This window comes from Novosphingobium sp. P6W, from assembly GCF_000876675.2.
Lineage (GTDB): Bacteria > Pseudomonadota > Alphaproteobacteria > Sphingomonadales > Sphingomonadaceae > Novosphingobium.
The window spans coordinates 211074-228842 of sequence record NZ_CP030353.1 but is presented as its reverse complement, the minus strand read 5'-3'; the positions used below and the strand labels follow the sequence as shown (position 1 = coordinate 228842).

General features: G+C 66.6%; 14 protein-coding genes. 1 reads left to right on the top strand and 13 read right to left on the bottom strand.

What is annotated here, in order from left to right; all coding sequences use genetic code 11:
- Positions 1-12: 12 nt before the first annotated feature.
- Together TQ38_RS17470 and TQ38_RS17465 are read right to left on the bottom strand one after the other, a co-directional pair.
- Positions 13-1476, bottom strand: a complete 1464-nt coding sequence (locus tag TQ38_RS17470; RefSeq protein ID WP_043975002.1) for an NAD-dependent succinate-semialdehyde dehydrogenase — start codon at positions 1474-1476, stop codon at positions 13-15.
- Between the two features lie 10 nt (positions 1477-1486).
- Positions 1487-2344 carry a GNAT family N-acetyltransferase gene (locus TQ38_RS17465; protein ID WP_043975001.1) on the bottom strand — a complete coding sequence of 286 codons (858 nt, stop codon included), beginning with the start codon at positions 2342-2344 and terminating at the stop codon, positions 1487-1489.
- A 200-nt stretch (positions 2345-2544) separates the two neighbouring features.
- On the opposite strand from TQ38_RS17465, the gene TQ38_RS17460 reads away from it, so the two are divergent.
- Positions 2545-4020, top strand: a complete 1476-nt coding sequence (locus tag TQ38_RS17460; RefSeq protein ID WP_043974999.1) for an aldehyde dehydrogenase — start codon at positions 2545-2547, stop codon at positions 4018-4020.
- A gap of 37 nt (positions 4021-4057) precedes the next feature.
- Here TQ38_RS17460 and TQ38_RS17455 read toward each other — a convergent pair whose 3' ends face one another.
- From TQ38_RS17455 to TQ38_RS17405, 11 genes are all read right to left on the bottom strand, one after another.
- Positions 4058-5197, bottom strand: coding sequence for an FAD-binding oxidoreductase (locus TQ38_RS17455; protein WP_043974998.1), 1140 nt, complete (start codon positions 5195-5197; stop codon positions 4058-4060).
- Positions 5194-6585 (bottom strand): NAD(P)/FAD-dependent oxidoreductase, encoded by a 1392-nt coding sequence (locus TQ38_RS17450; protein ID WP_043974996.1) that lies wholly within the window; start codon positions 6583-6585, stop codon positions 5194-5196. The genes TQ38_RS17455 and TQ38_RS17450 overlap by 4 nt, the downstream gene beginning before the upstream one ends.
- Positions 6567-6875, bottom strand: coding sequence for a (2Fe-2S)-binding protein (locus TQ38_RS17445; protein ID WP_043974994.1), 309 nt, complete (start codon positions 6873-6875; stop codon positions 6567-6569). The genes TQ38_RS17450 and TQ38_RS17445 overlap by 19 nt, the downstream gene beginning before the upstream one ends.
- Positions 6872-8707, bottom strand: coding sequence for an ABC transporter ATP-binding protein (locus tag TQ38_RS17440; protein WP_043974990.1), 1836 nt, complete (start codon positions 8705-8707; stop codon positions 6872-6874). The genes TQ38_RS17445 and TQ38_RS17440 overlap by 4 nt, the downstream gene beginning before the upstream one ends.
- Positions 8707-9549 carry an ABC transporter permease gene (locus tag TQ38_RS17435; RefSeq protein ID WP_043974987.1) on the bottom strand — a complete coding sequence of 281 codons (843 nt, stop codon included), beginning with the start codon at positions 9547-9549 and terminating at the stop codon, positions 8707-8709. The genes TQ38_RS17440 and TQ38_RS17435 overlap by 1 nt, the downstream gene beginning before the upstream one ends.
- Positions 9546-10526: an ABC transporter permease gene (locus tag TQ38_RS17430; protein ID WP_240198120.1), complete on the bottom strand. Its 981-nt coding sequence runs from the start codon at positions 10524-10526 to the stop codon at positions 9546-9548. The genes TQ38_RS17435 and TQ38_RS17430 overlap by 4 nt, the downstream gene beginning before the upstream one ends.
- Before the next feature lie 5 nt (positions 10527-10531).
- A complete protein-coding gene (locus TQ38_RS17425; protein ID WP_043974985.1) occupies positions 10532-12124 on the bottom strand; it encodes an ABC transporter substrate-binding protein in 1593 nt (530 codons plus the stop codon).
- Positions 12124-13413 (bottom strand): FAD-binding oxidoreductase, encoded by a 1290-nt coding sequence (locus TQ38_RS17420; protein ID WP_043974982.1) that lies wholly within the window; start codon positions 13411-13413, stop codon positions 12124-12126. Before TQ38_RS17420 ends, TQ38_RS17425 begins: the two co-directional genes overlap by 1 nt.
- Before the next feature lie 17 nt (positions 13414-13430).
- Positions 13431-14096 (bottom strand): haloacid dehalogenase type II, encoded by a 666-nt coding sequence (locus tag TQ38_RS17415; RefSeq protein ID WP_043974979.1) that lies wholly within the window; start codon positions 14094-14096, stop codon positions 13431-13433.
- Positions 14097-14345: 249 nt separating this feature from the next.
- Positions 14346-15272 carry a glyoxylate/hydroxypyruvate reductase A gene (locus TQ38_RS17410; RefSeq protein ID WP_043974976.1) on the bottom strand — a complete coding sequence of 309 codons (927 nt, stop codon included), beginning with the start codon at positions 15270-15272 and terminating at the stop codon, positions 14346-14348.
- Positions 15273-15363: 91 nt separating this feature from the next.
- Entirely contained in the window at positions 15364-17532 is a 2169-nt protein-coding gene (locus tag TQ38_RS17405; RefSeq protein ID WP_043974974.1) for a TonB-dependent siderophore receptor, read from the bottom strand.
- Positions 17533-17769 lie beyond the last annotated feature (237 nt).

Here is a 17769-nt window from a genome sequence, read left to right as displayed (position 1 = left end):
ATCTAAGTCCCGTCAGAGTTTGAGGCCAGCGATATGGAAGGCCTTGGATTCCAGATATTCCTCAATGCCGGCGCGGCCGCCTTCGCGCCCCAGGCCCGACATCTTGACGCCGCCGAAAGGCGCCATTTCCATCGCGATCGAGCCGGTGTTGAGCGCGACCATGCCGGCCTCCAGCCTTTCAGCCACGCGAAAGGCGCGGTGCAGGTTCTCGGTGTAGAAGTAGCTGGCAAGGCCGTATTCGGTGGCGTTGGCCATCTCGATCGCCTGTTCCTCGTGCGTGAAGCGGAAGAGCGGGGCCACGGGTCCGAAGGTTTCCTCACTCGCCAGCAGCATGGACGGGGCGGCATCTGTCAAAACCACGGGCGCGGCGAAGCGATCGAAGGTCATGTCGTTCGCGCCGCTGGCGAACAGCGCCGCGCCCTTGCTCAGCGCATCGTCGATATGGGCCTTCACCTTCTCGGCGGCGGCGGCGTTGATGAGCGGGCCGATGGTGGTGCCGGGCTGGTCGCCGGGGCCGACGCGCAAGGCGGACACTGCCTTGGCGAGCTTTTCGGCGAAAGCATCGTAGACGCTGTCCTGCACCAGAATGCGGTTGGCGCAGACGCAGGTCTGGCCGGAATTGCGGAACTTGCTGATCATCGTGCTGGCGACGGCAACGTCGATATCGGCGTCGTCGAACACGATCAGCGGGGCATTGCCGCCCAGCTCCATGCTGGTTCGCTTCACCGTGTCGGCGCACTGGCGCAGCAGCAGGCTGCCCACCCGGGTTGAGCCGGTGAACGACAGCTTGCGCACCGTTGGGCTGGCGGTCAGCGCGCCGCCGATCGCGGCCGGGCGGCCGGTCAGCACGTTGATCGTCCCCTTGGGGAAGCCGGCCATCTCGGCAAGGCGGGCCAAGGCAAGGGCGGTGTAGGGGGTGAGTTCGGAAGGCTTGACGATCACCGGGCACCCCGCGGCAAGGGCCGGGGCGCATTTGCGGGTGATCATCGCGGCGGGGAAGTTCCACGGCGTGATGGCCACGGACACGCCCACCGGCTCCTTCATCACCAGCACGCGGCGATTGGCTTCCGGCCCCAGCACGTCATGGCCGGAGGCGCGGCGGCCTTCTTCGGCGAACCACTTGATGAAGGTCGCGGCATAGCGGATTTCGCCTTCCGCCTCGGCCAGCGGCTTGCCCTGTTCGGCGGTCATGATCCGGGCAAGATCGCCGACGTTTTCCAGCACCAGCGCGTGCCAGCGCTCCAGCATGGCGGAGCGATCCCCGGCAGTGCGGGCACGCCATGGGCCGAAAGCGCCCTGTGCGGCGGTAATGGCGGCTTCGGTGTCGTCCATGTCCAGGTCAGGCACGGTTCCGATCACCGTTCCCGTTGCCGGATCGTCGACAGCAAGGGTCGCGCCGCTGCCGCCCTGCACCCATTCGCCGCCGATGAACGCGGCTTCCCGGAAAAGGCCCGGGTCCTTCAGTCCTGCAATCATGATGATCCCGTCACCCCAGAGCCTGGTTGATGAGCGAGAACGTGCGCGCCAGCACGCCCGCCTGCGGCGCCGTGCCCCGGCACATGCGCGTTACCCGCCCGACGCAGGGCAGGCCCATTTCATCGAGCCAGCCCGAAAGGCCGCTGTCGTCCGGAACATCGAGGCGGCAGAACATGCCGGCGTTAGATCCCAGCCAGTGCGATATCAGCGCTTTTGCCCCGCCGATATCCGGCGCTACGGTCGGCCCGATGGCATATCCCCGGCCGAAGCGGCGGAACAGCGCGTAGCCCGCCTGATTGCCATCACGGTTGAGCACGACGCCTTGGGTATAGCTGCAAAGGTATTCGACCGCGCGGCCCCGGTTCAGCCCGGTAGCGTGGCGGTCCAGTTCTACGATGTCGGAGATTTCGCCCGCCTTCATCGGCGCCACGCGCTCGTTCGGGATCAGTTCGGGGATCGGCACGGAGAAGGCCGCGCCCTGATGCTGGTAGACCGAACCCACCGTCTCGAAACCAAGCGCGCGGTAGAGGTTCAGCCCCTCGGCGGTGGCGTTGAGAAGAACGGTTCGTTCGCCGATCTGCTCGAGCGCGGCGTTCATCAGCTGGCGGCCCAGGCCCTGGCCCTGCACGTCCTTCGATACAATGACCATGCCGATCGAGGCGACATCCTCGCCAAAGGTCCACCACATCGTGGTGCCGACGATCCTGCCTTCGCTTTCGGCGATTACGCCCTGGCCGAGATCGAGCATGCGATCCCAGTCCTTCTCCCGGTGCGGCCATTGCTGTTCGCGCGAAAGCTCATAAGCGGCGGACAGGTCGTCCGGCCCCATGGCCCTCAGCTGAACGGCCTTTTTCAGGCCTGTTGCCATTTCCTTGTTCCTCCAGAACGGCGTGCAGCCTCCTCCACGTGGAGGAGGCGATTGGCCTGACAGTAGAATCTGCCTGCTGGAATAAGGTGCCGCCTTCCGAATTAATTCAGAACATTATCGCGGAGCGTATCGCGGGGAAACGCTAAATGCCGCGCGGCGGACCGTATATCCGGGGTTGGAATCACCCAAGGGAGCGCCGCATGAACAGCTTCAACCCCCTCCTGATCGGCGCCGAGGCCGCCAACAACTTCGTCGCGGGCCGCCGTCTGGTGGGCGATGGCATGGCGATGGACGTTCGCCGCCCGTCCGACGCCAATGTCTATGCCGCGCTTGACAGTGCCGGCGCCGGGCAGGTCGATGCCGCGGTAGAAAATGCCTTTAGCGCCTTCAAGACCAGCGGCTGGGCCAGCACCGATCCGCGCGCCCGCATGAAGGTGATGCGCCGCTGGGCCGATCTGATCGAGGCCGATGCCGCCCGCCTCGCCCCGCTGGAAGCGGTGGGATCGACGCGCACCATCGGCGAAATCCTGGCCTGGGATTTGAGCTACACCGCCGAATGCCTGCGCTTCTTCGCCGAATTCGCGGACAAGATGGGCGGCGAGGTTGTGGCCACCACGCCTGACAAGCTGGGCATGACCATCACCGAGCCTTACGGCGTGGTGGCGGCGGTGGCGCCGTGGAACCTGCCGCTGGTCATGGCTGCATGGAAGATCGCCCCTGCCATCGCGGCGGGCAATTCGGTGGTGCTCAAGCCTTCGGAACTCACGCCGTTCAGCATCGTGCGCGTGGCGGAACTGGCGATCGAGGCGGGCCTGCCGGCGGGCGTGTTCAACGTAGTGCAGGGCGATGGCCTCTCGGTCGGCGATCCGCTGTGCCGTCATCCGCGCGTCTCGAAGGTCAGCTTCACCGGATCGACCGCGACCGGCATCGCCATCATGCGCGCCTGTGCCGAGACCGGACCCAAGCCGGTGACGCTGGAACTGGGCGGCAAAAGCCCGCAGATCGTCTTTGCCGATTCCAAAGATCTGGGCCAGGCCGCTGCCACAGTGGCGCGGGCGATCACGCTCAACAGCGGACAGGTCTGCGTCGCCGGATCGCGCCTGCTGGTGCAGGACAAGGTGGCCGAGGAAGTGGTCGGCCGGATCGTCGCCGCCTTCGAGGCGCACCGCATGGGCGCGACCTGGGACGATGCCACCACGATGGGCCCGATCATCTCCGAAAAGCAGCTTGGCCAGATCGACGGGACCGTGTCGCGCGCGCTGGCGGCTGGCGGAGAGGCCGTGACCGGCGGCCGCCGCGCTCCCGCGCCGCAGCAGGGCAGCTATTACCTGCCCACCCTGCTTACCGGCTTGGCGCAGGACAGCGAGGCGGTGCAGGGCGAAATCTTCGGCCCGGTGCTGACCGTGCAGACCTTCGCGGACGAGGAGGAGGCCTATGCCCTCGCCAACGACAGCGCTTATGGCCTTGCGGCGGGCGTCCACACCGGCAACCTCGACCGGGCGCTGCGTGCGACGCGGGCGCTGGAGGCCGGGACGGTCTGGGTGAACCGCTATGGCCGCAGCAATGATTTCATGCTGCCGACCGGGGGCTTCAAGCAGTCCGGCATCGGCAAGGATCTGGGGCGCGAGGCTTATGCCGCGAACCTCAAGAGCAAGGCCGCGCTGATCCAGTTGTGAGTTGGGTGTCGTCCCGGACCTGTTCCGGGACGACCAATCAGTTTTGCGCGAACCTGCCGATACGGTAGTGCGAAAGGTCGATCGCGGTCGCGCCGGTAGCGATCAGTTCGGCCATCGTTTCGCCTACGCCGGGGCCAAGCTGGAAGCCCGCGCCGCAAAAGCCGAAGGCGTAGAACAGCCCGCTGACGGCGCCGCTGGGCCCCATCACCGGCTGATCGTCCGGCAGGTAGCTTTCGATGCCGCTCCAGGTGCGGATGATGTTCACCCGGCCGATGGCGGGAAACAGGCGCTGCATCTGGCGCCATTGACCCAGGCTGTTGGCGGGGTCGATGTAGACGCGGTAGTCGTCCGGGAAGGTCTGGTTCTGCATGCTGCCGCCGATCACCAGATTGCCGCGCTCCACCTGCCGGAAATAGACCGATTCCACCGTATCGGGCGTCGCCACGCCGATGGACGGGCCGATCGCGTAAGGCAGCGGCTCGGTTACGCACATGTTCGGCCCGCGCGAGGTGAGGGGGACCGTCTCGCCGAATCCTTCGACGAAAGTCCTGGCCCATGCCCCGGCGGTCACCAGCAGCGTGGGTGCGCGAAATTCGCGGCCGTCCGCAGTGCGCACATGGAAATCGCCGCCGTCCTTTTCGGCGCTGACGGCCTTGCAGTTTTCGTGGATCACCGCGCCCAGCCGCTCTGCCGCGCGGGCGAAGGCGGGGCCGGTGAGGCGCGGGTTGGCATGGCCGCACTGGGCGGAAAGCGATGCCGCCAGCACTTCCGGGCCGAGGAACGGGAAACGGCTGCGCAGCGTATTGCCCGACAGCATTTCCAGATCGAGGTCGGCCTGGCCGGCATCCAGCGCGTAGCTTTCCATCTTCGCCGCGATTTCAGGCTTGTCGCGGTAGCACACGCGCATGTGCCCGCGCTGGAGATACTCGACGTCGCTGCCGAGCAGTTCGCGGGCATTGCGCCAGATGGCGATGGAGCGGTTGGCGAGGGGCAACTGGTAGAGCGGGCGGCCCTGCCTGCGAACATTGCCGAAGTTGGTGCCGCTGGCCTGCCGGCCGACCAGGTCGGTCTCCAGCAGCGTTACCGACAGTCCGCGTTGGCGCAGGAAGAACGCCGAGGCGCAGCCCATGATGCCGCCGCCGATGATGAGCACGTCTGACTGATGCGGCGCGGTCATGCGGCGGGGGCCTCGGGTTCGTTCGCGGTGCAGAAGGCGACCGGCTTTACCGGCGCCGCGCCGCGCAGGCGGCCGACTGTTTCGATGGGCATGCCCGCCTCGGCGGCGATGACCTCGGCGGCGGCGAGGCCGCAGTAGCGGCCCTGGCAGCGGCCCATGCCGACGCGGCTGAGCGCCTTGGCGCGGTTGGCTTCGCGCGCGCCCGTTTCATTGACGACGGCGCGCAGATCTCCCGCCGAGATGCTTTCGCAGCGGCAGACGATGGCATCGCCGGGCAGCGCGGCTGCCTGGGCGACCGGCCAGGGGAATGCCTGCGCCAGTCCCTTGGCGAAGCGGTCGTACCCGGCGATGGCGCGGCGCAGCTTCTGCCGCTCGCCCGCCACGATGGGCAGGCCGAAATCGCCCAGCGCGGTGAGCGCGGCGAGCGTGCCGCTGGCCTCGGCAGAACGGGCGCCGAGAATACGCGCGCCGTCGCCGCCCAGATAGACACCCGGCACCGAGGCGCGCCCATCCGCATCGCGGACCGGCAGCCACTGGCGCACGGCGGGATCGAAGGCGAATTCGCAGCGGGCAAGGTCGGCCAACTGGGTTTCCGGGCGCAAGTGATGGCCCATGCCCACGGCATCGCAGTCGAAGCGCATCTCGCGCCCGTTTGCGAGGCGGACGGCTACGGCGCTCACCCCGTTTTGCGCGTCGCCCTCGATCTCGATCGGGGTGACGCCGTGGTGCATCGCTACGCCGGCGCGCTTCAGGGCGATGGTCAACATCACGCCATTCCACAACGCGCCGGGCTGCGCCGCCAGTCTGGGCAGCGCTGCGATCCGGGCGGAGGCGGGCGCGGTGTTCAGAACCGCCGCCACGTTCGCTCCCGCCTTCACATACTGCTGCGCGACGAGGTAGAGCAGCGGGCCGGAGCCGAGGAACACCACTTTGCTGCCGATCGCGCAGGCCTGCGCCTTGAGCGCGATCTGCGCTGCGCCCAGGCTGTAGGTGCCCGCGTGGTTCCAGCCCTTCACCGGCATCACCCGGTCGGTAGCGCCGGTGCACAGGATCAGCCCGTCATAGGGTATCGACCGGTGCGCCCCGTCCGCGCCGACTGTCCAGACCTGTCCGCCCGAAATGTGCCAAACGAGGGTTTCGGGGCGATAGTCGATGTGCGGGATCATCGCGTCGAACGTCTGGTGAATGTCCCGCGCCCGCTTGGCTTCGGTGCCGTAGAGAGCTTCGTGACTGCGGGTGAAGCCTTCGGGCTGGCGGCGATAGATCTGGCCGCCCGCACGGCGGCCTTCGTCGATCACGACGGGGCGGATGCCCGCCGCGACCAGCGTCTGCGCGGCGCGTACTCCGGCCGGTCCGGCGCCCACGACGACTATGGATGGTTGAGCCATGTCGCCCCCGGTTCGGTTGTCACGATCCTTAATCCCTCTGCCGCCGGGGTGGAGCAGGCGCGCAGTTTCGTGCCGTCCTCGGTCCAGACCCAGCAGTCCTGGCAGGCGGCCATCAGGCAAAAGCCCGAGCGGGCGCCGTCGCCGAATTCCGATTGTCGCAGCCGGTCGCCGCTCGTCAGCATGGCCACCATCAGCGTATCGCCTTCCAGCGCGCTGACTGGCCGGGCATCGACGTGGAATGAAACAGCGGCGCGGCCGGTTTCGCCGAGGCGGACGAAGCGGCCGCTCATGCCGGTTCCCGCGCGGCATATTGGGCGGATGCCAGCGCGTCCTCGCCCAGATGGCATAGCACGTCGTTCCCGGCGGCCAGCGTTCTGCGGGGCGGGAAATGGGTGTCGCACGTACCCGCGACGCGCAAGGTGCAGCGTGGCAGGAAGCGGCAGAGGTCGACCCCGGTAGCCGGGGTGACAGGCGGCAGGGGCACGCAGCCTGCGCCGTCAGGCAGCCAGCCGGGCCGCATTTCGGGCACGGAGGAGATCAGCATGTCGGTATAGGGGTGATAGGGCGCCCGCGCGAAGGAGCGGCACGGCCCCTGATCGGCCACGTCGCCGAGGTAAAGCACCATTATCTCGTCGCAGATGGCGCGCACGGTGGAGATATCGTGGCTGATGAAGATCATCGCGATGCCCAGATCCCGGCGAAGTTCGGCCAGCAGATCGAGGATCGCCGCGCCGACCACGGTGTCGAGCGCGGATGTGACCTCATCGCACAGGATCACCTCGGGGTCCGCGGCCAGCGCGCGGGCAAGGTTGACGCGCTGTTTCTGCCCGCCGGAAAGGTCGGTGCAGCGGCGATCTGCAAGGCTGCGCGGCAGGCGGATACGGTCGAGCAGGTCGTCCACCCGCGCATCCGCTTCCGCGCCCCTGAGGCGGTGGTAGAAGGCGAGCGGGCGCTTCAGGATCTGGCCCACGGTATGCGCAGGGTTCAGCGCCACGTCGGCGTTCTGGAACACCGTCTGGATGCGGCAGAATTCTTCCCGGCTGCGGCCGTCGAGGCCTTTGGGCAGGACGCCGCCGTCAAGCAGCACTTCCCCGCGCGCGGGCGGGACTAGGCCGGCGATGGCGCGCGCCAGCGTCGATTTGCCCGAGCCGGATTCGCCGATGACGCCCAGGATTTCGCCGCGCTGCAGGGTCAGCGAGATATCGCGCAGGACCGGGATTGCCGGATTGCCCTGACTGTCGATCCGGCCATATCCGGCGGTGAGGCCGCGTACTTCCAGCAGCGGGATCGGCGTGGCGCGCGAAACCCCGGCCTCGGCCTTGCGCGAGGGGCGGGCGGCGGCCATCAGCGTGCGGGTATAATCGTCCGCCGGGGCGTTGAGGATCTGGTCGGTGGTCCCGGCCTCGCGCACTTGTCCCTTGTTCAGTACCACGATGTGGTCGGCCATCTGCGCCACCACGGCAAGGTCGTGGCTGACATAGACGGCGGTGGTGCCAAGATCGCGCACGACGCGGCGGAAGGCTTGCAGCACGCCGATCTGGGTGGTCACGTCGAGCGCGGTGGTCGGCTCGTCGAGGATGACCAGTTCGGGGTCGGTGATGAGCGCCATGGCCGCCATCAGGCGCTGCAACTGGCCGCCGGAAAGCTGGTGGGCATAGCGCTGGCCGATGGTCTCGGGATTGGGCAGCGCAAGGGCGCGGAACAGGTCCACCGCCTTGGCCTGCGCTGCGGCGCGGGTCATCGCGCCGTGGATCAGCGCGGGCTCGATCACCTGGTCCATCAGCGTGCGCGAGGGGTTGAAGGCGGCCGCGGCGCTTTGCGCCACATAGGCAATGTGGTGGCCGCGCAGGGCGCGCAGCGCTGGCTGCGCAAGCGCGGTGATCTCGGCGTCGCCCACCTGGATGCGCCCAGCGGTGATCGCCGCGCCGGGGCGGACGTGGCCCAGCAGCGAGAGGGCGATAGTGGTCTTGCCCGAACCGGATTCGCCGATCAGCGCCAGAACTTCGCCGCGCGGGATGGAAAAGCTGACATTGTCGACGATGACGATCGGCTGCCCTTCCTGCGTTTGCGCGCTGATCTGGAGGCCCTCTACACGGACATGGGGTGTATCCGAAGCGTACATCAGCCGCGCTTTCCGTGCACCGAAAGCGCATCGATCAGAAGATTGACCCCCACCGTCAGGGTGGCGATGGCAAGGGCGGGCATCAGGATCGCCCATGCGCCTTCCGGGACGCCGGAAATGTTCTCCCGCACCAGCGAGCCGAGGTCGGCGGCAGGCGGCTGCACGCCAAGGCCGAGGAAGCTCAGCGCCGAAAGCAGCAGCACGATGAACATGAAGCGAAGGCCGAAATCGGTCAGCAGCGGGTGGATCATGTTGGGCAGGATTTCGCGCAGGGCGATGTGGATCGGCCCTTCGCCGCGGGCGCGGGCGACGACGACGAAGTCCATCTGGTAAAGGTTCACCGCCAGCGCGCGGGCGATGCGGTAATTGCCCGGAACGTAAGTCAGCCCGGCGATCAGCAGCAGCAGCCACAGCGAGGAGCCGAACGCCGCGACCATCACCAGCGCCAGGATCTTGGACGGGATCGAGATCACCGTGTCCATGAAGCGTGACAGCAGCTCGTCCATCCACGGCCGTCCCACCGCCGCCGTCAGCGCCAGCGAGGTGCCGATGGTGCAGGCGATGATCGCCGCGCCCGCGCCCAGCCCCACCGTGTACCGTGCGCCGGATAGCAGGCGGCTCAGCACGTCGCGGCCCAGATAGTCGCTGCCGAGCAGGAACCGGCCCGAGGAACCGTCGAACACCGCGCGGTCGACGAAAGCGCCGATCGGGTGCGGGGCCAGCAGCGGGCCGAGCAGAGCGATCACGATCCAGAACAGGACAAGGCCCAGCCCGACTTTGCCGGAGACCGGAAGGCGGCGCGCCCAGCGCCTGGAGGCGCGCAGTGTGTGGCCCTTGGTCATGCGTTGCGGAGCCTCGGGTTGGCGAGGATCGCGGTAAGGTCCGCGACCAGCATCAGGAGGAGATAGACGGCGCAGAAGATCATCGCGCAGGCCTGCAGCAGCGGCATGTCGCGGCTGGTCACGGCATTGACCATCAGGCTGGCGAGGCCCGGATAATTGAAGATGGTCTCGACGATGATGGCGCCGCCCAGCAGGTAGGACAGGCTCAGCGCCACGGCATTGACGATCGGCCCCACGGCATTGGGCAAGATGTGCCGGGTCACGATGCGGCGCGGGCACACGCCTTTCAGCAGGGCCATTTCCACATAGGGACGGTCCAACTGGTCGATGATCGCGGCGCGGGTCATGCGGGCCATCTGGGCGATCACGACGACGCACAGCGATACGATCGGCATCGCCAGCGCCTGCAGGGTGGCGCCCCAGGTCGCCTCTGCCGGGAGCATCGAGATCGAGGGCAACACCCGCAGCTTCACCGAAAAGATCAGCACCGCCAGCGTCGCCACCAGGAATTCGGGCAGTGCTACCATCGAAAGGGTGACGAGGTTGAGCGCGCGGTCCAGTCGCCCGCCCCGGTTCATCGCGCTGGCAATGCCGATCAGCAGGGCCATGGGCACCGCCACCAGCGTGGTCAGCGCGGCGAGCAGCAGCGAATTGGGCAGGCGCGTGGCGATCAGGTCGGAAACCGGCATGTCGGCCACCAGCGACTTGCCGGCATCGCCGCCCGCCATCGCCGCGACCCATGCGCCGAAGCGGGCATAGGCCGGTCGGTCCAGCCCCATTTCATGGCGCAGGGCGGTGATCTGGGCAGGCGTCGCTGTCTGGCCGAGGGCTTCCTGCGCGGCGTCGCCGGGCAGCAGGTCGCTGATCGCGAAGACCACGAGCGAGACTAGGAACAGAGTCAGCAGCGAGGAGCCGATGCGCCCGGCCAGCATCCGCAGGACCTTGTTGGTGCCCGAACCTTGAGAAGCGGCAGCCACGGCGATCAGTCCTCCCACCACAGATGCTCGGCAAAGCCATAGCCCATGAAACCGCCCAGCGGCACCGGATACCAGCCCTTGAGGCGGCGGTCGTAGCCGTCGAGCAGGCTGATGAAGACCGGGATGCCGACGCCGCAGTGGTCGCGCACCAGCCCCTGCATTTCGCCGTAGAGTTGCTTGCGGCGCGCCTCGTCGGCCTCGCCGCGCGCTTCCAGCAAGAGGCTGTCGAAGCGCGGGTTCTTCCACCCGGATTCGTTCCAGGCCGCGTCGGACTTGTAGAACAGGCTGAAGATCAGGTCGGCGGTCGGGCGCGGGTTGGTGTTGCCGAAACCCAGTGGGTGCTTCATCCAGTGGGTGGACCAGTAGCCGTCCGCAGGAACCCGGTTGACCGCCAGATTCAGCCCTGCGCGCGCGCCGTATTCCTGCAGGATCGAAGCCATGTCGACCGACCCTTCCGCCGCCGGGGAGGCGAAGATCGGCAGGCGGGCGGTGCCGATCCCGGCCTTGGCGAAGTGCCAGCGCGCCTTGTCGAGGTCCAGCGTGGTCTGCGGCAGGTCGGCGCGGTAATAGGTGTGGAACGGCGGGATCGGCTGGTCGTTGGCGATCGTCGCATAATCGCGGAACAGCGCACGCTTGATGAGCGGGCGGTCCATCATCTGCTTTATCCCCGCCACGAAATGCGGGTTGGACGTAGGTAGCTGGTCCTGCCGCATGATGAGGTTCGAATAGAGCGAGGACGGCGTTTCGCGCACGATATGCCTTGCCGAACCGGCGATGCGCTGGGTGGAGCGGGCGTTGACCGCCAGCACCATATGCACGTCACCCGAAAGCAGCGCGTTGACGCGGCTCACTTCGTCGGGGATGCCGATAAGCTCGATCTCGTCGAGATAGGGCTTGCCGGGCTTCCAGTAGTTCCTGTTGCGCTGGACCAGCGTGCGCACGCCCGGCGTGAAGGCCGTCATCCGGTAAGGGCCGGTGCCATTGCCGCCGGTGAAGCGCTTTTCGCCGTCCGCGATGATCGCGAAGTGCGACTGGGCCAGCATCACCGGCAGATCGGCGTTGGGGCCGGCAAGCTGGATGGTGAGGGTGAGCGGGCCGGTGGCCTCGATGGCGGTGAACTGTTCGGCGATGGCGGCCAGCTTCGATGCGGTCGCCGGGTTCTTGTGGCGCAGCAGAGAATATACGACATCGGCCGAGGTAAGGCTCTTGCCGTCGTGGAAGGTCACGCCCTTGCGCAGGGTGATATGCCACAGGGCCTGGTCGTTGCTCTCTATGGCCTGCGCCAGCGAGGGCACCGCGCGCTGGTCGCGGTCCAGCTCGGTCAGGCAGTTGTAGAGCATGAAGTGGCGCACGTAGTCGCTGGAAAGCGACCCTTTCGCCGGATCGAGCGTATCGCCGGTGGAAAGCGACATGCAGGCCGCGCGGATGCGGCCGCCCTGTCGGGGCGGGCCTTCGGCCGCTTCGCGCAAGGCGCGGCGGACCGGCCCGTCGCCGGGCAGCAGGAGCCCTCCGGCGGTGACGACCACGCCTGTGCCCAAGGCGGCGCCCAGCAGGGTACGGCGCGAAAGGCCCCGGGAAGGATTGCGGCTGTCTTCCATCAGTGAAGGATGTCCTGCAGCTTGTACCAGGCGCCGACGGCGGGCAGGAACCAGGGCTTGCCGAGATGGCCGGGGATGGCGGGCCAGGCGAGGTCTTCCCACGGATTTGCGGCGATATCGCCGCCCATGTAGCGCGCCATCTGCCCGCCCATGTGGACCGACATCTGCACGCCGTGCCCGCTATAGCCCATGGCGTAGAACAGGCCCTCATGCTCGCCCGCGCGGGGCAGGCGGTCGGCGGTGAGGTCGACCATGCCGCCCCAGACGTGATCGACGCGGGTATCGGCAAGTTCGGGGAACATGCGGCGCATCGCCGCGACAAGGATCGTGCCGCTCTTGGCGTCGCTTCTGGAATCCGAGATCGCAAAGCGGGCGCGGCCGCCGAAGATCAGGCGGTCGTCCTGCGTCAGGCGGAAGAAATTGCCCATCACCCGGCTGGTCACATAGTTGCGGCGGTTCGGGAACAGCCGCTCGACCAGCGCCAGTGCCAGCGGCTCGGTGGCGATGATGAAGCTGCCAACGGCCACCAGTCGCCGCTGGAACCAGCGGAACGGGGCCTGGGGAGGAGCGCCGCCAGTGGCGACAAGAACCTGCCGGGCGCGGATATGGCCGCTGCCTGCGGTAACCGTCCAGCCGCGGCCTGCGGCGCGTTCGAGGCCAGTCACCGGGGAATTTTCATAGATCGCCGCGCCTGCCGCTGCTGCGGCGCGGGCCAGCCCCATGCCGAAACGGCCGGGGTGGAGCTGGGCGCTGGTGGTCTGGAGCAGGCCGCCGTGATACTGCGAGGATGCGACTTCGCTGCCGATATCGCCCGGCGCGATCAGTTCGACATGGGGGTCCACTTCCGCCTTGAGCAGCGCATAGGCGCTTTCGATCTTGGCGAAATGCTCGGGCTTGGCGGCAAGCTTGAGGCGACCGCAGCGGCGGAACGAACAGTCGATCCCGTGATGCGCCGTCACGCGCTCCACCGTGTTCACGGCATCGACGTGGGCGCGGTAGAACCTTTGCGCCTTGTCCCGGCCGAGGCTGGCGACAAGGGCGCCGTAATCCTGGTGAGTGCCGTTGTTGCACTGGCCGCCGTTGCGGCCCGATGCCTCGCCGATCACCTGTCCGGCTTCCAGCACGGCGACGCTGGCGCCCTGTTCGCGCAGGGCCAGCGCCGCCGAGAGGCCGGTGAAACCGCCGCCGATGACCGCGACCTCCACTTCGCCTTCGGGCGCACCGGCGGCCGCGCCATCGAAGGCGGGGGCGCTGGCGAGCCAGTAGGAAAGGGGGCTTGGGCGGGTCATCGACTGCGCCATTCGCGTCAGAGGCCGACGACGGCGGGCAGGCAGCCGATGTGCGGGATCTCGATGTCGCGGTAGAACGGGCTCGACGGTTCGTGACCGCGCCCGACGAAGACCTGGCAGCCGAAACGCAGGTCCTTGGCGGTGTTGTGGTCGTAGCGGAAGCTGGAGGAGACGTGCATCATCTCTTCCGGGCCGCAGCCGAGCTGGTCGAACATATATTCGAACGCCTGCATGCGCGGCTTGTAGGCCTGCGCCATTTCGGCGGTGTATACGGCGTGGAAGGGTGCGCCCAGCATGTCGACGTTGGACTGGATCTGGTCGTTGCTGGCGTTGGAAAGGATCACCAGCGGGATCTTGTCGCCGATCGGCGAAAGGCCGCCGGGAACGTCTTCGTGCGGGCCCCAGGTCGGCACGGCTTCGTAGACCGACAGCGGGAAGGCTTCGTCATAAGCGATGCCCCACTTCCTGCAGGTACGTTCCACCGAATTGGCGATCACGTCCTTATAGGGCTGCCAGGGGCCCAGCACCTCGTCGAGGCGGTAGCGGGCCCAGTCGACGATGAAGGCCTCGATCCTGTCGGCGGGGATGGTGTCCTTGAAGAACACGCGCGCCATGTCGGACATGTGGAAGCGGGTCAGCGTACCATAGCAATCGAAGCTGATATATTTGGGCCGGAATGTCATCCAAGCGTTCCCTTGTAGTGATAACCTAGTGAAAAATATGCGCCGGCCGAACCGGCTCTGACCCCATGATTACCGCACGCCCTTGCCGAAAGTTTGCTCCGATCTCGGGGTGGATCACGGCGCATATCGTGCCATTTGTTGTCTCATTCGGCATAGATTGCCGTGGGCTTCGAAGGTGGGTCGGATCGCATCGCGGATTGGCGCCGGGGCGCCTCGCCGGCGGTAGTGTCGGCATTTTCTGCCGGGGGCTCAATAGCCCATGTCGCGCCGGACCAGACCTTCGGGCGCAAGGCCCTCGCGGTGGCGGCGGATGTTGGCGATCATGGCGCGCGCGGCCATCGCCGGATCGGTGACGCTGGCGATGTGCGGGGTCAGCAGAATGCGCGGATGCTGCCAGAAAGGGTGGCCGGCAGGCAGCGGTTCGGGCGCGGTCACATCCAGCACGGCCTGCGACAGTTGGCCATCGTCCAGCGCGGCGAGCAAGTCGTTTTCCACCAGGTGGCCGCCCCTGCCGACATTGATGAGGCAGGCGCCGCGCGGCAGCTTTGCGAACAGGTCACGGCACAAAACGCCGGTGGTCTGCGCGGTCAGTGGCAGCAGGCATACCAGGATGTCAGTGGCCGCCAGCATCTGCGTCAGCCCATCATCTCCCGAATAATGTGCCGCGTGTTCGATGGTGCGGGGCGAGCGGCTCCACGCGGAAAGCGGGAAGCCGAAGGGCGCAAGCCCCGCGATCACGCCGCGCCCCAGTTCGCCCGCCCCCAGGATCGAGATGCGGCGGCGCGGGGCGAGCAGCACCGGCAGTTCCTGCCAGCGCTCTCCCCGCTGCGCGCGGGCATAGGCGAAGAAGTCGCGGTGGAGCGAGAGGGCGGCGGCGCAGACGTATTCGACCATGCCGTCGATCAGATGCTTTTCGACGAGGCGCACCACGCTGACCTGCGGCGGCAGCAGGCCCATGTCGAACTGGTCCACCCCCGCGCCGGTCGAGAAGACCAGTTCGAGGCCGGGATGGCGCGATGCCAGATCGGCGGGCGGGGTCCAGGTGGCGAGATAGCGCACGGTGGCCGCATCGCCCGGCGTCTCGCGGTCATGGAACGCGATGTCGGGCGCTTCGGCGGCGAAGACGGCGCGCATTTTCGCGGCGCGGCCCATGTCGCCCAGAAACAGGAAAGTCATACGTGCTCGCTTTTCGTAAACGAAGCGAGGGGGCAAGATGCCTCCGCGCCGAGCCTGCGCCCACCCACAGGATGGGCGCAAGAGGGCAATCCTAGAAGCGGTAATTAGCCCGGACGGAGAAGCTGCGCGGCGCACCCGGGAAGGTCCAGAGCGCCGAGTAGGAGTTCGAGAACCAGCGCTTGTCGAACAGGTTGTCGACGTTGCCGCTGACGGTGATGTTGTCTGTCACGTCCACCGAACCGATCAGGCGCACCAGCGTGGCGGAAGGCAGGAAGTAGTTCGTCGCCGTTTCGCCCAGACGCTTGTCGATGTACTGGACCCCGGCGCCGATCGTCGCCTTGCGATCATCGCCGATGGTGAAGTCCTTCGTCAGCATCACGTTGCCGCTGTGCTTGGGAATGCCGATCAGCGGATCGCCGGGCAGGATCGGCTTCGCGAAATCGGGATCGTTGAATTCGGCGGTCCAGAACGCATCGGTATAGGCATATACGACCAGCAGGTTGAAGTCGTAGGGCAGCTTGGCGTTGAGATCGAATTCGACGCCCCGGCTCTTGGCAGAACCCACGGCGATGACGAAGCCCGAATTGGCCGGATCGGCGGTCAGGATGTTGGTCTTGGTCATGCTGAACAGCGCGACGGTGGCCGTGATGCCATTGCCGGGAGAGATGTACTTCGCGCCGACTTCGTAGGACTTGGACGATTCAGGCTGGAAAGTCTCGTTCTGAACGTTTGCGCCGTTGTTGGGGCGGAAGCCCTTGCCGAAGCTGCCGTAGAAGGACAGCGTATCGGTCGGCTGGACCACCACGCCGGCCTGCGGGCTGAACTTGGTGACCTTCTGCTTGAGGAGCAGGCCGTTATTGCGCGTCAGGAAGTCCTGGCGGAATTCGTCGTAGCGGCCGCCCGCGCGCACCTTCAGCCAGGAGGTGAGGTCGATCTGGTCGTAGAAGTAGGCGCCCCAGGAATAGTCCTGCTCCAGCCGGTCGTATACCAGCGACGCCCGTGAATTGACCGCAGGATAGGCGCCGTAGACCGGATTGAGCACGTCGATCGCGTTGATCGCCGCATTCGGCTGGCCGGTGTAGGCGGCGGGGCGGAAACGGGTCTGCACCTGGTCCAGCTTGAAGTAGTCGTAGTCGGCGCCGATCACCAGGGTATTGGCCATGCCTGCAACGTTGAAGTGGCCGGTCAGTTCGGCGCGGGTGATGAGGTTTTCCGACTTGAAGTTGTGATAGCGGCTCTGGCGCGAAAGCAGGGTGCCGGCGGTGGGGCCGGGCCGCAGGAACGGCTGGCGGCCGGCAACCAGTTCAGGCACTTCGCCAACGCCGCGCAGGTGCGTGGTGCGATAGGAAACGCCGGCGAGCATGCTCCAGTTGTCGCTGAAATCATGCTGTACCTGAAGCTGGTGACCCAGGATGTCGGCCTTCATCGGGCCGTCGCCCGGCTCACCCAGAAAGCGCGATGCGGGCAGGCGGGTGAAGTCGTTGTTGAAGATCGGAATGCCGCGGTCGAACGGCACCTTGAGCGAGGCGAATTCCAACTCGTAGGAAACCGTGGTCGAACTGCCCAGCTTGGCCAGGATCGATGGGGTGATGAAGATCTTTTCGGAGTGGATGGTGTCGCGGAAGCTGTCCGCGTTCTCGTAGGCGCCGTTGATGCGGACGGCGATGCTGTTGGAAAGGGGCGTCGTGTAATCGGCGTCGACGCGGTAGCTGTTCCAGCTGCCGCCCTGGACCTGAAGATTGCCCTTGGCCTGGAATTCAGGCTTCTTGGTGACGATGTTGACGGTGCCCCCCGGTTCGCCGCGCCCGAACAGTGCGGAAGTCGATCCCTTCAGGACGTCGATACGCTCGACGCTGGACGTGTCGCGCGGGCCGGAGAAACCACGGGCGTTGAAGCCGTTGACGAGGAAGCCGGTCGGCACGTTGTTGGCATCGCCCGCGAAGCCGCGGATCGCGTAGCCGTCCCACAGACCGCCGAAGTTGTTCAGCCGCGCGACGCCGCTGACAAGGTCGAGCGCGGTGTCGAGGCGGGTAAGGCCCAGGCCCTGCAGCACGGTGCCGTCCAGGCTTTGCACGTTCTGCGGGATGTCCTGCACGGGCAGATCCCCGATATAGGCCTGGCGCAGGCCGGTGACGACGATCGCACTACCTTCGGTGCCGGTTTCCGGCGCTTCCTGAGCGGAGACGGACGAAGCCGCCATCGTCGCAAGAGCAGATACGCTAACGGCGAGAATTTGGTTGAGTACGGAACTGGCCCTCATGGTATTCCCCTTTACTATTAGAGCTTGTCTATTCCGTTCCTATTCGATCGATGAGTTTCCCCATTCGGCACGACTATGGATCGTGAACGTTCGAATTCCCTGCGAATTTTTGTTATTAGCGCTTTGCTGCGCTTTGTTCGTAAGTTGAAGACTATGAGGTCTTCCGAGAATATTGCATCGAAAAAGTTGGTCCGGGCAGCGTAATGTTGTGAATGCCTGCCCATTTGCGCGCAATAT

Coding starts and splice junctions, on each gene's coding strand:
- TQ38_RS17470 (WP_043975002.1), bottom strand. CDS start 1,476: ATGATTGCAGGACTGAAGGACCCGGGCCTTTTCCGGGAAGCCGCGTTC.
- TQ38_RS17465 (WP_043975001.1), bottom strand. CDS start 2,344: ATGGCAACAGGCCTGAAAAAGGCCGTTCAGCTGAGGGCCATGGGGCCG.
- TQ38_RS17460 (WP_043974999.1), top strand. CDS start 2,545: ATGAACAGCTTCAACCCCCTCCTGATCGGCGCCGAGGCCGCCAACAAC.
- TQ38_RS17455 (WP_043974998.1), bottom strand. CDS start 5,197: ATGACCGCGCCGCATCAGTCAGACGTGCTCATCATCGGCGGCGGCATC.
- TQ38_RS17450 (WP_043974996.1), bottom strand. CDS start 6,585: ATGGCTCAACCATCCATAGTCGTCGTGGGCGCCGGACCGGCCGGAGTA.
- TQ38_RS17445 (WP_043974994.1), bottom strand. CDS start 6,875: ATGAGCGGCCGCTTCGTCCGCCTCGGCGAAACCGGCCGCGCCGCTGTT.
- TQ38_RS17440 (WP_043974990.1), bottom strand. CDS start 8,707: ATGTACGCTTCGGATACACCCCATGTCCGTGTAGAGGGCCTCCAGATC.
- TQ38_RS17435 (WP_043974987.1), bottom strand. CDS start 9,549: ATGACCAAGGGCCACACACTGCGCGCCTCCAGGCGCTGGGCGCGCCGC.
- TQ38_RS17425 (WP_043974985.1), bottom strand. CDS start 12,124: ATGGAAGACAGCCGCAATCCTTCCCGGGGCCTTTCGCGCCGTACCCTG.
- TQ38_RS17420 (WP_043974982.1), bottom strand. CDS start 13,413: ATGACCCGCCCAAGCCCCCTTTCCTACTGGCTCGCCAGCGCCCCCGCC.
- TQ38_RS17415 (WP_043974979.1), bottom strand. CDS start 14,096: ATGACATTCCGGCCCAAATATATCAGCTTCGATTGCTATGGTACGCTG.
- TQ38_RS17410 (WP_043974976.1), bottom strand. CDS start 15,272: ATGACTTTCCTGTTTCTGGGCGACATGGGCCGCGCCGCGAAAATGCGC.
- TQ38_RS17405 (WP_043974974.1), bottom strand. CDS start 17,532: ATGAGGGCCAGTTCCGTACTCAACCAAATTCTCGCCGTTAGCGTATCT.